Annotated in this window: 14 protein-coding genes; 10 read left to right on the top strand and 4 right to left on the bottom strand. The window is 58.4% G+C overall.

Annotated features, from left to right (window positions below):
* Nucleotides 1-159 precede the first annotated feature (159 nt).
* The gene (locus A6U87_RS05910; RefSeq protein WP_065690325.1) at nt 160-1,173 is read right to left on the bottom strand and encodes a porin; all 1,014 of its coding nucleotides are present in this window, start codon (nt 1,171-1,173) and stop codon (nt 160-162) included.
* Between the two features lie 446 nt (nt 1,174-1,619).
* Between A6U87_RS05910 and A6U87_RS05905 the strand changes: the two genes are divergently transcribed.
* From A6U87_RS05905 to A6U87_RS30345, 10 genes are all read left to right on the top strand, one after another.
* Nucleotides 1,620-2,669: an ABC transporter substrate-binding protein gene (locus A6U87_RS05905; protein ID WP_065690324.1), complete on the top strand. Its 1,050-nt coding sequence runs from the start codon at nt 1,620-1,622 to the stop codon at nt 2,667-2,669.
* 9 nt (nt 2,670-2,678) lie between these two features.
* Entirely contained in the window at nt 2,679-3,578 is a 900-nt protein-coding gene (locus tag A6U87_RS05900; RefSeq protein WP_065690323.1) for an ABC transporter permease, read from the top strand.
* On the top strand, nt 3,575-4,378 hold the full coding sequence (locus A6U87_RS05895) for an ABC transporter permease (RefSeq protein WP_065690322.1): 804 nt from the start codon (nt 3,575-3,577) through the stop codon (nt 4,376-4,378). Before A6U87_RS05900 ends, A6U87_RS05895 begins: the two co-directional genes overlap by 4 nt.
* Nucleotides 4,375-5,460: an ABC transporter ATP-binding protein gene (locus A6U87_RS05890; RefSeq protein WP_065690321.1), complete on the top strand. Its 1,086-nt coding sequence runs from the start codon at nt 4,375-4,377 to the stop codon at nt 5,458-5,460. The genes A6U87_RS05895 and A6U87_RS05890 overlap by 4 nt, the downstream gene beginning before the upstream one ends.
* 116 nt (nt 5,461-5,576) lie before the next feature.
* Nucleotides 5,577-6,443, top strand: coding sequence for a TauD/TfdA family dioxygenase (locus A6U87_RS05885; protein ID WP_065690320.1), 867 nt, complete (start codon nt 5,577-5,579; stop codon nt 6,441-6,443).
* A 26-nt stretch (nt 6,444-6,469) separates the two neighbouring features.
* Entirely contained in the window at nt 6,470-7,123 is a 654-nt protein-coding gene (locus A6U87_RS05880; RefSeq protein ID WP_065690467.1) for an RraA family protein, read from the top strand.
* Complete coding sequence (locus A6U87_RS05875) at nt 7,120-7,974, top strand: carbon-nitrogen hydrolase family protein (RefSeq protein ID WP_083199282.1); 855 nt, start codon at nt 7,120-7,122, stop codon at nt 7,972-7,974. Before A6U87_RS05880 ends, A6U87_RS05875 begins: the two co-directional genes overlap by 4 nt.
* Before the next feature lie 95 nt (nt 7,975-8,069).
* Nucleotides 8,070-9,167 carry an ornithine cyclodeaminase gene (locus A6U87_RS05870; RefSeq protein WP_065690319.1) on the top strand — a complete coding sequence of 366 codons (1,098 nt, stop codon included), beginning with the start codon at nt 8,070-8,072 and terminating at the stop codon, nt 9,165-9,167.
* Nucleotides 9,168-9,177: 10 nt separating this feature from the next.
* Nucleotides 9,178-10,080 (top strand): MmgE/PrpD family protein, encoded by a 903-nt coding sequence (locus tag A6U87_RS05865; RefSeq protein ID WP_244499428.1) that lies wholly within the window; start codon nt 9,178-9,180, stop codon nt 10,078-10,080.
* Between the two features lie 32 nt (nt 10,081-10,112).
* Entirely contained in the window at nt 10,113-10,547 is a 435-nt protein-coding gene (locus tag A6U87_RS30345) for a hypothetical protein (protein ID WP_244499427.1), read from the top strand.
* A gap of 46 nt (nt 10,548-10,593) precedes the next feature.
* Here A6U87_RS30345 and A6U87_RS05860 read toward each other — a convergent pair whose 3' ends face one another.
* The 3 genes from A6U87_RS05860 to A6U87_RS05850 all read right to left on the bottom strand — a co-directional run bounded on the left by A6U87_RS05860 (nt 10,594) and on the right by A6U87_RS05850 (nt 13,050).
* Complete coding sequence (locus A6U87_RS05860) at nt 10,594-10,812, bottom strand: hypothetical protein (RefSeq protein ID WP_065690318.1); 219 nt, start codon at nt 10,810-10,812, stop codon at nt 10,594-10,596.
* A gap of 157 nt (nt 10,813-10,969) precedes the next feature.
* The gene (locus tag A6U87_RS05855) at nt 10,970-12,364 is read right to left on the bottom strand and encodes an amidohydrolase family protein (protein ID WP_065690317.1); all 1,395 of its coding nucleotides are present in this window, start codon (nt 12,362-12,364) and stop codon (nt 10,970-10,972) included.
* On the bottom strand, nt 12,361-13,050 hold the full coding sequence (locus A6U87_RS05850; protein WP_065690316.1) for a response regulator transcription factor: 690 nt from the start codon (nt 13,048-13,050) through the stop codon (nt 12,361-12,363). Before A6U87_RS05850 ends, A6U87_RS05855 begins: the two co-directional genes overlap by 4 nt.
* Nucleotides 13,051-13,143 lie beyond the last annotated feature (93 nt).

Genomic DNA, 13,143 nt, shown 5'->3' with positions numbered 1-13,143 from the left:
GGACTTAGGTCTTAGGTGCAGCAAATGGACACTCGTTGGTCCGGACTGGATGTGCGATCTTCTCGCAGAAAGGCCGGCTCGCGATGGTCTTGGAGCCGGCCTCTCGAATGCACAAATCTCGCAAAGGAGACAAGCCGTATTCCCGCAACCGATGAAGGTTCAGAACGTTCGCTGCAAACGCAGGAAACCAAGCACCTGGCCGTCTGCGTCATCAACATCGTAGTACTGAACAGACAGCTTGGTGGCGAGGTTTGTCGCGATCTTGTAGTCTGTCGTGAGACCGGCTTTCCAAGCGTTGGCACCGCCGAATGACCCGCTGCTGTCCATCTCTGTCTTCCTGAAATACTGATAGCCGGGTGTCAGTGAAAGCTTGTCCGTTACCTTGACCGCGTACTGTGCACCAACGGTCCATGCGGACTCTTCGTAGTAGTAATTGGCTCCGCTTGCCCATACGCCATATATGCCAATCTCTCCTGGGCCGATATCGGCATAGGCGAAGGCTCTGATCGCAGCCTCTTGCGTGTCCGTATCGTAGCCGGCCAGCAGATAGCCGCTGACGGGGCCGGATTCTGCAAAGAGCTGGGCCGTCACCCCGAGGTTGTTCGGCCCCTCGCCTGGCTTCGTGTCATATCGCTCTTCCAGCTCATCGAGCGATATCCCTGCACTGACGCCGATGCCAGTGAAGAGGTAACGCAGCGAGTTGTGGATCGTACTGTTGGAGGAAACCACATCTGTATCACCGGAGGGACTGTCGTCCCAGAAGGAATATTGCATTCCCGCCCGTAGGCCTGCGATGTCGATGAAGCCTTCCTGGAGAAGGGTAACATTCGACGTGGCATTCTCGGCATTGGCTCTCAGCGTGATGACACCGGTCAGCGGGCCGAATTCCGTGTCGCTCTTTGCTGAAAATGTCGTCTGAGCGCGGGTCCAGAGCGAGTAGTCGGATGTCCCCGATCGATTGCGACCGAACCGGGCCTCGGTTCGAATATAGCCCCCAACGGAAAGGCAGGTCTCGGTTCCCGGGATGTAGAAATATCCGGTTCCAAAGGCGTCGCAGACCCGGACGTATTCGACGCCCTCTGGTTCGGCTGCCAATATCGCATCGGCAGCCACCGCGCCGCTGGCCGTTCCCAGCAACGCGCTGATCCCCATTATCAATAGTGCTGATTTCATTCTTGTTATCCAACTGGTTCGAGAGGGCACGAGTTCTCGTGGCCGGAAGCCGGCGACGCGTGCCTGTTTTGTGAAGATTCGGGAGTGCCCGGTCGCGAAGCGGTATGCCCTGTCCGTCGCCTTCCTCCAAGGCGAACGCGTTCTGTCAGTACCAGTCGTGGCCTTTGATCGGCATGTTCCCCAAGCGACGGGAATTGTCTGTTACGGAACGAGGCCGCTTACCAATTCGATTTTACGAGCATTTATAAGGAAACTGAATGAGCGTTACGCGCGGGCCCCGTGGGGATCGACACGCGCATCACGATGACCGGGAGTGTCATCGGATCCTGCTTGGCCCGCCGATTGATAGGCAGCAGGCATGAATCCTTGCAATTCGATATTGGACCATCCTTCGCCGCCCGAAGGACCATGCTGGAGGGAACAACACCAACAGCGAGATTTCACTCATGGGAAAAACCAGCCGCCTTCTTGCGCTGTCGTCAGCTTTCGCCCTCTCCGCTCTTGCCGGTCCACTGCGCGCCGAGACACTGGTAGTCAACAGCTACGGCGGGCCTTACGAGGACATCATCCGCAAGGCGATCATTGAACCTTTCGAGGCAAAGACCGGGATCACGGTGGTCTACGATGCGGTAGGCTCCGCTTCCCAAGATTATGCCAAGATCAAGGCGACGAAAGGCCACCCTGGTTTCGACGTCGTGGTGATGACGGCATCGCAATCCCTCCAGGGCTGTCAGGATGGTGTCCTTGCAAAGCTCGACACCGAGACCATTCCAAACCTCACGCATCTGTCGCCACGGATTTCAGCCACGGCGGGACCATGCGGTGCCGTGCACGAAGTTCAGTACATGTCGCTTCTCTATCGAAAGGACAAAATGCCGGCAGCACCAGTCTCATGGTCAGCACTGGCGTCTCCCGAGCTCAAGGGCAAGATCGTGCTTCCGAACTTCCAAAACATCATGGCGCTGTACCTGGTGGAAGTTTTCTCGGTGATGAATGGCGGCGATCTCGTCGACAATCTCGATCCCGGCTTCAAGGCAATGTCCGGGGTTGCCAAGCAGTCGATAGGCTTCGAGCAGAGCTCGGCCATCCTCGAGAGTTACATCAAGGATGGAACCGTCTGGGCCATGCCGTTCTGGAATGGCCGCGCGCAACTGCTCGTCGATAGTGGTCTCCCGGTCGACTACGTGAAACCGAAGGAGGGCACGATCCCCCTCGTCGCGACGCTGAACATCCCAGCCGGGGCGGACCACAAGGAAGCGGCCGAAAAGTTCATCGATTTTTTCCTCGAGAAGACGAGCCAGGAAGCGTGGGTGCGCGGATACAAGGTGGGCAGTGCTCGCACAGACATAGATGTCCCCGCGGACATCAGGGCCCGCCAGATCACATCGGAGGCCGATCTCGCATCCCTGATGTTGCCTGACCTGTCGGTCGTCACGAAGCGTCTGCCCAAGTGGGCAGATCAGTGGGAGCGCGATGTCGTCGCGCATGCGGACTGAGGGGGGAACATGAGCACCGTTTCATTGGATCTTTCTCTTTCGCCGACGGCCCACCGCAGAAATTTCACGGCAATCCTCGGCTTGTCGCCGGCGATGTGCCTGCTGGTCATCTTCTTTGCGCTGCCGATGGGAATGATGATCGCAATCAGTTTCCACGACACGGAGACTGGTGGCGTTGGGCTGCACAACTACGCACGATTTCTGACCGACGGACTGTCGTTGCGAGGCTTCTGGCGAACGGCCCTGATGTCTGGCTTGGTCGCGCTGTCGGCGACTTTGCTTGCATATCCGGTGGCCTATTATCTGGCACGCTCCACAAGTCGGTGGCGTTCGATGATCTTCGCCCTGGCGCTTGCCCCGGAGCTCGCCGGCGTCGTGCTCAGGACCTACGGATGGCTCATCATTCTCGAGGATCGGGGGTTTATCAACGATACGCTCATCCAGCTCGGATTGATTTCGTCGCCATTGCCGCTGTCGAAGAACCTGTTCGCCGTCGTCGTCGGTCTGACTCACGTCGTGCTGCCCTTCGCCATCCTGTCCCTCACAACAAGCATCCAGGGTATCGATGACAATCTCGAGCGTGCCGCGCAGATGCTTGGGGCGCCTCGGCATGCCGTGCTGCGCTACATCCTGCTCCCGCTATCGGTGCCAGGTCTCGTCAGCTCGTTTCTCTTGTCTTTCACCATGGCGGCAAGCGCCTACGCCACTCCTGCCTTGCTCGGCGGTGCAGGCTTCAAGGTCCTTGCAACAATGATCTCGGAGCAGGTGCTGTTCTATATCGACTGGCCATTCGCGGCCGTCATGGCGAATGCGCTCCTGATCCTCATGCTTGGCATCTCCTACGCGGGCATTCGTTTCGAGGCGGCCCAACGCGCCAGGCGCAATGGGCAAACGGGAGCGCAGCCATGAACAGATTGATCTCTGCATCCTATTGGGTCGCCCTGGCTACGGTGCTAGCGTTCATAACACTGCCACTGCTTGTGGTCGTTGCCGCATCTCTCAGTCCGACAGCCGACATAACCTTCCTGCCATGGGAATGGACCGCCAAGTGGTATGGCGAGATTGTCGCTCAGCGCTGGCTGCAGCCATTCTGGCTGAGCGTCAGAATTGCCCTTGCGGTTTCGGCCATCAGCGGCGTTATCGGCATGCTTGCCGCCTATTTCGTTGTTTATGAGAAGATACCAGGCAGCGATGCGTTGATGGCGGCGATCCTCTCGCCGCTGTCAGTCCCGCAGATCGTCAAGGGCGTGGCGATCGTGCTCTTCATCTCGATGATCGGCCTGCAATCGGTGCTGGGCACACAAGCGCTGATCGCTGCCCACTCGGTCCTGGCGCTGCCCTTCGTCGTTCGCATGGTTGCAACGTCGATTGCCAATTTCGACGGCAATCTCTATCGCGCCGGCCAGATCCTCGGCGCGAACCGATGGCAATGCGCCCGTTTCATCCTGCTGCCGGCAGTGAAACCTGGCCTCCTGTCCGGCATGACGTTCGCCTTCATCATCTCGTTCAACAATATCCCGCTCTCCGTCTTTCTGGTGAGACCAGGCGATACGACCCTTCCGATTACGGTCATCAACTATCTCGAGTACAGCCTGGATCCCGTCATGGCGGCGGTGAACGTCGCATCGATGGCCTTCATTCTGGCCGTGATCCTCACATTCGAAAAACTAGGTGGTTTTTCCGCCCAACTGCATGGTGGCAGCAAATGACCAATTTCGACGTGGAACTACTCTCCGTCAGCAAATCCTTCGGCCCTGTCTCAGTCGTCAAGGATATCGATCTGCAAATTCCCAAGGGTGAGTTTGTCAGCATCCTTGGACCTTCCGGATGCGGAAAGACGACGACGCTCAATATGATGGCGGGTTTCAACCGGCCATCCCACGGCGACATCAGGATCCGCGGGCGAAGCCAGGTGCATGTCCCGCCTGAAAGACGAGACCTCGGACTCGTGTTTCAAAACTACGCCCTCTTCCCGCACATGACGGTGGCGGAGAACGTTGCCTTTGGCCTCAAGATGAAAGGCATGGCGAAAGCCGATTTTGCGCCGATCGTGACGTCCGCCCTGCAAAGCGTTCATCTAGAGGCGCTTGCGGACCGTTACCCCAAGGCGCTTTCCGGCGGTCAGCAGCAACGTGTTGCGCTGGCTCGCGCTCTGGCGCCAAGGCCTTCCGTTCTGCTGTTGGACGAACCGTTGTCGAACCTCGATCTCAAGCTGCGTGAGGCAATGCGCGCTGAGCTCAAGGATATCCAGCAGCAGCTCGGCATGACCTTTGTCTATGTTACCCATGAACAGGAGGAGGCGATGGCTATGTCTGATCGTATCGTCGTCATGTGGAAGGGTGCCATCGCCCAGCAAGGCGACCCGGCAAGGATTTACCACGATCCGGCATCGACATTCGTTGCTGATTTCATCGGCAAGTCGAACATCCTGCAAATCGAGAAATCGACTAGATGCAGCGCCTGGTCGGAGGTCGTGGTTGCTGGCGGTAGTGTCACTTTGCGTGCCGCTCGAGAATGCGACGGCGACATTGCGCGCTACTGTGTTGTCCGACCGGAGGACATCCTGCTGCTGTCGGGGGACGCTTCGGCTCCCGCAGGGTCAAATGTGATATCCGGCACCTTGAGACGGATCGTCAATCTCGGGGCCTCGTTGGAGGCTCACGTCGCGGTTGGTCCAAGCTCGGTTCTAACGGTCCTGGTCGGTTCGGCGAATGCGGACGCGCTGCCGAGCGTTGGCGACGTCGCAAGCTTTGCCATTGCACCACAATCAGTGAAGCTCCTTTCCGACTAAACGGGGATCGATAGGGCGCGCCTATCAATGTCGCTGAATTGATATTGGAGTCGTCCAGCCCTGCCCAGCTACCGTGATCATGACCTCGAGGACGAGGTCATGACAGGAGATTGAAAATGCTTATGAAAGAACGGCTTAAGGCCATCCAGCATGCGAGCAATGTTTGCGCGGACATTGAAGGGTTTGACTTCGATCAGTACGACAGCCGGGACATCGACGATATCCGAAAGTACTGGCTCCAGTACGGCGTCATCCGCTTCAAACAGACCCACATTACCGACGAGCAGCAGGTCAAGTTCTCCCGCCATTTCGGAGAGTTTGTCATTCACCCGAAACAACTTCAGGAGGGTGGCCATCCCTTGCATCCCGAGATCCTCGTGATCAGCAATGCGATGAAGGACGGCAAGCCAAGCGGTGCGATGGGCAACAGCGAGGCCACCTGGCACACCGACACCTGGTTCTACGAAAAGCCGCCGGCCGGCGCGATTCTGCGCGCCGTGAAGATCCCGCCATCCGGTGGCGACACATATTTCCTGTCGACCTACATAGCCTATGAAACGCTTCCCGCGGCATTGAAAACCGCCGTCGAGGGACGACAGATCTTCTTCCAGAATGTCTATGACAAGACCGGAAAGTTGCGCCTCGGCAAGACCGCGCCGAAGAGCCAGGACTTCCGCGAATGGAGCGGGATCGTACATCCGCTCGTTCGCAGTCATGGCGAGACGGGCCGCAAGGCGCTCTATCTTGGCGGCACCATTGAGGGCGCCTGGATCGTCGGAATGAGCCGAGACGAGAGCGATGCGCTTCTGTCCGAGCTGTGGGATCACACCACCAACACCAAGCATGTCTTCGTGCAGCAGTGGGACGAAGGCGATATCATGATGTGGGACAATCGTTGCACCATGCACCGGCGCGACTCCTTCGACCCGGCTTACGTGCGCATCATGCATCGAACGACAACATCGGGCGAACGGCCGGTCTGAAGCACAAACCAATGAAGAGCTATCTGATGACAACGTCCTACCACGTGATGGAGCGCCATCCACCCCTGCATCCAGATCTTGTCGAACGCCTGTCATCGGTAGAAACGGCGACCATCGGCCATGTCGAGCATCTTGGATTTGTCGGAAACAATATCCTTCCGCTTTTCCCCGCTCGCGTGGCCGGGGTCGCCGTGACCGTTGCGGCGCCCAGTCGCGACGGCGTGATTATCTACAAGGCGATTGATCAATTGATGTCCGGCGACGTGCTGGTGATTTCTCGCGTCGATGGTGATGACATCGCCTGCGTCGGGGGTGGCGTCGCCACTGCGGCCAAGGCGAAGGGGGCGGCGGGCATCGTGATCGACGGTCCCTGTACCGATGTCCATGAGATCGTGGGCATCGGCCTGCCAGTCTGGTGCCGCGGCGTTTCCGCCACAACAACGAACCGACAGTTTTGCATTGGCGGCTCGCTGAATGTTCCCATCGCCTGCGGTCGTGCTGCCGTTCTGCCTGGATATGCCGTGCTTGCCGACAGTGAAGGCGTCTTTGTCGCCGAGACGCACCGCATGTCTACCATCGCGGACGCCGCGCGCGTCCGGCAGGATCGTTCAAACGCCGTTCGCCTGCATCTGGCGGCGGGCCGATCCATCTTTGATTTTCGTCAGGAGAGCATGTCTTGAAGGTCTCGCTAATTCAGATGAACTCGCAGCCCGACCGCGAGCAGAACCTTCGCCAGGCGGAGCGCTTGATGGGCGAGGCCATGGCCGGTGCGCCCGACCTCATCATCCTACCCGAGCATTTTGACTGGATGGGTGGCACGCCGGACGACAAACGCCGCGCCGCGGATTTCGTTCCGGGCGGGGACGCTTATCGGATGGTCCAGCGGTTCTCTCGGGACCACGGTGTCTGGGTGCATGCTGGCAGCCTCATGGAGCGAAGCAGGGCCGACGGCACGGTGTACAACACAACGGTCGTTTTCAATTCTCGCGGCGAACATGTCGGGCTCTATCGCAAGATTCATCTCTTCGACATCACGGCGCCCAACGGAGCGGTTTACGCGGAATCCGCGATCGTAACACCGGGTGACGATCTGCTGATCTACGAGCTGAACGGCTACAGGATTGCGTGCGCTATATGCTACGATCTTCGCTTCTCGCGACTCTTCGATCGACTGTCGGATGAACAAGTCGATCTCTTCGTCCTTCCCGCGGCCTTTACCCGGCAGACAGGTCGCGCGCATTGGGAAGTTCTGTGCAGGGCACGAGCGATCGAATATCAGGTCTACTTTCTGGCGTGCGGGCAATGCGGCAGCTACAAGATGCCCAACGGTCCTCGTCGTGAAACATTTGGCAGATCGCTTGTCTGCGATCCATGGGGTACGGTCATCGCGAGGGCCGGGCAATATCCGACAGTCTTGCATGCACATATCAACCCACATCGGCTGAACGAAGTCAGGCGTCTCATTCCGATGTCAGAGCATCGCCGATCTCTGGATGACAAGGCGCTCCACATAAAGTTGGCCCGCCTTTAGGCGCGGCATCACTTGGCCAAAGTTTTATCAAAGCTTCACCCCTCCGTTCCCAGCAAGCCGATAGACTCCTCGGTGAGCAGGAGGAGGATTGGCAAATGCCCGACGTTGCTGTGTGGACGACTGACGATGTGAGATTTCTCAGTCTCGAGGAGATCACCGCTGCAGGGGCGGATCTCACCATGGAGGAATTGCTGGGTGCAACGGACGCGGCCTGGCATGATATCCGCAAAGGAGCCGCATTCGGGGGGAAATCAGTCCTGTCGTTGCCGGAGCAGAGCTTCTGGGAAACCGAAAGCGTTGCGCCTTTCAGACGACAGTTCGAAAGCGAACGGCTCGGTTGGAAGCTCTCCTGCCTCTATAGTGTCAACGATCGCTACGGCGGGGTAAAAGTCATTGGTGCCAATGCTTTCAATCGCAACCTGGGCCTCCCAAGGTCGACTTCGACGATCCTGCTTCTGGAGAAGCGAACCCTGCGTCTCTTGAGCGTGCTAGACGGGACGCTCCTGTCAGCACGCCGTACAGGTAGTTACGCGACAACCGTCATGGGCGAATTCACTCGCGAAACCGACAGGCTATCCGTCTTTCTGTTTGGCACCGGTCCGATTGCCCGGAGCATCATCCAATGCCTCGATTTTCGTTTCAGGGACAGGATCGAGGAGATCGTCATCCGCGGCCGGTCGAACGAAGGTGTCGACCGGATTCTCGAAGAGTTGGCGGATCATGTCGCTGTCCCGCTGAGGCCTGTTTACGACAACACGGCTTTGAGTTCATGCCGGTTCGTCATTACGGCTACCAATGCAAGACAACCGCTGTTCGAGGACCGCGAACTTGATCCGCATGCATTGACACTGCACCTGGGCGGCGACGAGGCGCCGGCGCCTTATCTGCAGCGTGTGCTGCGGACAGGTCTGGTCGTTTGCGATGATGTGGGAACCGTTTCTCGCCGAAACTCGCAGAGCATCGCCTTGCACTTTTCCAGGCAGGGCCTGTCACTTGAGCAGATTGGACGGCTTGTCGGTATCCGCGAGCTCTCGTCACCTGGAAGCTGGGATGCTGCCAAAGATCATCCTACCTGCGTGACATGCGTCGGCCTGCCAATGCTCGACCTTTATGTGGCTCAGGCGTCTTATGAAAAGTACATCAGGTGTACCGAGGTCACTCGGCAACAAGCTCACGGCTCTGGATCTGCCTGAGGGAAGTTCAATGTATCTCACCGAGGTTCTAGCGGAACACATTGCGACCATTGCCGGGCGCAAGCCTCCCCCGGAGGTTCGCGATGTCGTTATGCGCTGTATTCTCGATCTAATCGGTGCTGCGCTCGCCGGACACAGATCGAATGGACCGGCGGCGGCGCGCCAGGCAGCCCCGAAAATATTCGGAAGTGGACGCGCACCGATCTGGCTTGCCGGGCAGACATCCACGTCGGCGGGCGCGATCTTCTGCAATGCGGCTGCAGCCTGCGCTCTCGACATCGACGACGGGCACCGCGCCGCCCGCGGTCATCCAGGTTCCGGTGTGGTGACGACGGCACTTACCCTTGGTGCTGCGAGTGGTTCTGGCGCCGATGACGTCATTGCGGCGATCGTCGCCGGCTATGACGTCGGCGTCCGAGTGGCCGCAGCTCAAAATCCGTCAGGCATTCCAACACGGCAGTCAGGCCGTTGGATATCAATGGCGACGGCGGCGACGGCGGCTGCCCTCTTCAAATTGGAGCCGCCTGCCGTGGCAGAGGCACTCTCGATCGCCGGTGTCCTTGCACCCAACCAACAGGCAAATGGTAGTTCCGGCTATTCGACGCTCACCGGCAACGACGTCAAGGAAGGCATTGCCTGGAGCAGCGCAGCCGGAGTGATGGCAATCGAGCTCGCGCGGTACGGTCATACCGGGCCGCTGGACCTGCTCGACCATTCAGGTTTCTACGATCCTCATCGTATCCTCGCTGGACTGGGGCAGCGATGGGAAATCTCGGAAACCTACTTCAAGCCTTACGCGTGCTGCCGTTATATTCACCCCGCCCTCGACCGCCTGCTGGAATTGGTCGAACGGCATCACGTCAAACCTGGTCATATTGTCTCGATCGACATTCAAACGTCGGGTGGGCCCTGAGATTGGGAAATCGGCTTGAACCCGAAAACCTGGTGGAGGTCCAATATAGCCTTCCCTATTGCGTCGCGATCGCCATCGTTGATGGCGCCGACGCGCTGTTGCCGATAACCACCGCTTGCCTGCGTCGACCAGATCTGATTGACCTCGCAGCTAAGGTGAGGCTGTCGGTCCACGGTGACGCTGATCACCTCTTCCCCTCCGAGACGCTAGCGCGTGTGGTCATTGAAACCAGAAAGACCACGCTCGTGTCCGACTTGGGTGGTGCCCTCGGGGATCCCAGAATGCCGTTACTTTGGCATGGGCTCGAAGCCAAGTTTCGGCGCCTGACGAGAACCACAATGACGGTTTCCGACCAACAGGCGTGGCTTGATGCCATCCTGACGCTGGCAGCCGGAGACGAGAAGCCCCTCTTTTGCGAACTTGCCAACAACAGGCAAAGCATACCGGTGGTTCAGTCTAGTTGTTAGCGGCGTTTTGACTCTACGGCTGTCAGCGCTTGAAGGGTTTCATTGCTCAGTGCTGGGCAGCAAGGCGTTCTGCTTCAGCCATCGCGGCAGCTTTTGTCTTGAATGGCCCGATGTCGTGTTCCTCGGTGTCGGGCAGCCATTCCGCGAGGAACCACCACCCACCGGGTTTCCAGCTCACAGCGCTGCGGACGGAACCGATGTTCCTTGCATAGTACCAGCCACGGTCGATACCATCCTGTTCCCAAAACATGTTCTTCTCGGTCATGGCATACCCGCTCTTGGTGTTACGAAAGTACTTTATCCGCGTGGTATGACGAACGCAACGGCGCGTCGACCTAGTTGGTCGGGTGCCCGGCAACGGAGATGGGCCAATAGCTGAACGGAGCTTCGCCGTTTCGGTGCGGCCAACACACTGCTTAGATCTAGTTGGCGCAACCCGTCTGTGAACAATCAGATAAGTGCGAAGATCCTATTCTAGCACCATTGAATACGACGACCCGCCCTCGGATGAGTACGTGCCGAACTCGCGCCAGATTGTGGTTCTCGACAATGGCAAGGTCGGCTCGCTTCCCGTTTTCTAACCGCCCTCGATCGCCTGCGAGTTCTGGAAAGACTCGCGCAACATTGCCCGTTGCGAGCGCGATTGCCTGCGGGAGTACCAGCATTCGCCGTTTCACGATGCGTTGGATCGCATCCAGGATGCTGTCCCAGTCACCGCCGGCGAAGTCTGTCGAGAGCGTGTCAACAAGTCCTTCCTCGATCAGGCGATCGAAGTTTGTCGGGTCGTTGCGCCAACGCGTCGAAATGCAGTCCAGTGTCGAGACATCGATGAATGTGCCGTGCTCGCGCAGTTGACGGGCATAAGAAGCGCACTCCTCTGGTTCGAATGACGGGTGGTTGGCATGCGCGGCCACCATCCGTGCTCTGGGATAGGTTTCGGCCAACCGTATCAGGGTCTGAGCAGTCGGCAGCGCATGATGAAATATCCCAGGCAAGTCATATCGCTCGCTGGCTGCGGCAATTTCCTCCAAACCTTGCAAGGACAACTTGACGGGCGGCATGACCGTCCTCTTAATCAGGTGCATGATCTCTTCTGGGCGGATGCTTGCCGCCAGTCCACAATCGGCCAGCAAAGCGGGTATGTCGTCGGGTCTAGCCCCCTCTCCGGTCAATGATCTTCCGAGGATGGCTTCTTTCAGCGCGCGAGCATATTTCGGTGGGAGATTGGTACCGGTCGCTGCAAACACGGCCTCCGGGATGAAACGATAATCCTGGGCACCTCCGCCAAGGGTCTGACCACCACCGGCCTCGCCGAGTGCCTTGGCGCCGCGATCGATCATCGTCTCCATCGCCGCGGAGCGGTGCTTTTGTCTCAACCCTTTACCGTCAATCGCCAATGCCGCCTGTATGTTGCTCGGCGTGTGCGCGGTCGTGACATGGATATCGAGTGGATGTCCGACCGGCGGGTTTCGATCGATCTCGGCAGGAAGAGCCAGTCCGCACACGTTCAGAAGTGTTGTGGTGCCGGAAATGAGATGGCGGTTACGAAAATACTCAATATCATTGGCGGTAAACGGAGGTGATCCGCTCGGCATGCTTGGACCGAAGACGCAACCATGGGCATGCGCGTTGATGATACCTGGGATGACAGTGTGCCCCGCCGCATCGATGACGAAAGTCTCGGCCCTGCTTTCCGTGCGCCCTTCCCCGACTTCGATGATCTGATCGCCACGGATCCTCACACTGCCGGGGTCAAGGACGGTCGCGCCGTCGCCGGGCACGACGCGTCCATTGGTGATCAGAATGTCCGGATTCATGGCGTTCTATTTTCAGGTTCCCGCTCATCTTCGGAGCGCAAGCCATAACCGATGCCGCGAACGCATCGGATGGGATCGGTAGCTCCATCCATGGCAAGGAACCGTCGTAGTCGTCCAACATGGACGTTGACTGTCTTGATGTCCACGAAGACGCCCGCAGGCCAAGAGCACTTGATGATGTCGCGACGGCCGAACACCCTGTCCACGTTTGACAGGAGCTGCTGAAGGATCGCGAATTCAATCCTTGGAAGATAAATCGGGCAACCGGCCCGCCAGACGCGCCGCGCCGACACGTCCATTTCGATGTCTCCATGCACGAGCCGCTCCGCGGCCCCTGTAAATGTCAAGGCATGCAGCAAGAGAACGGGCGGCACGGGCCGGATCAGGACCTCATCGGCTCCGGCGTTGAGAAGCGCCAGCGCCTGGCGGTGAGCCTTCGCATCCACCAACGCGACGATCCGAATTTCGCGGTGCGATCGGAATCCATTGATCTGTTCGCATATTGCAAGTGCTGCGGGTGTTCTGCCGTCGATCAGCAAGGCACAGACATCTTCCGCGCGGCAGCCGGAAACAATGTCATCGGGTTGTACTTGCAGGCTTGCCGAGAATCCCGCGTGTTCAACAATATGACGCGAGATAAAGCACAGGTCCGCGTCCCCGCATCCGATAACGATCGTCGGTCTCATGGTTGAAAATGCCGCTCTTGTTGTGTTTTCGATCTTACACTTACACGCATAACGCGTCGTATCAAGCGATCGATCGCGTACTACGGTTAAGAA

This window comes from Rhizobium sp. AC44/96 (assembly GCF_001692185.1).
Lineage (GTDB): Bacteria > Pseudomonadota > Alphaproteobacteria > Rhizobiales > Rhizobiaceae > Rhizobium.
The sequence above is the reverse complement of the archived record's forward strand: the minus strand, read 5'-3'. Positions and strand labels throughout refer to the sequence as shown.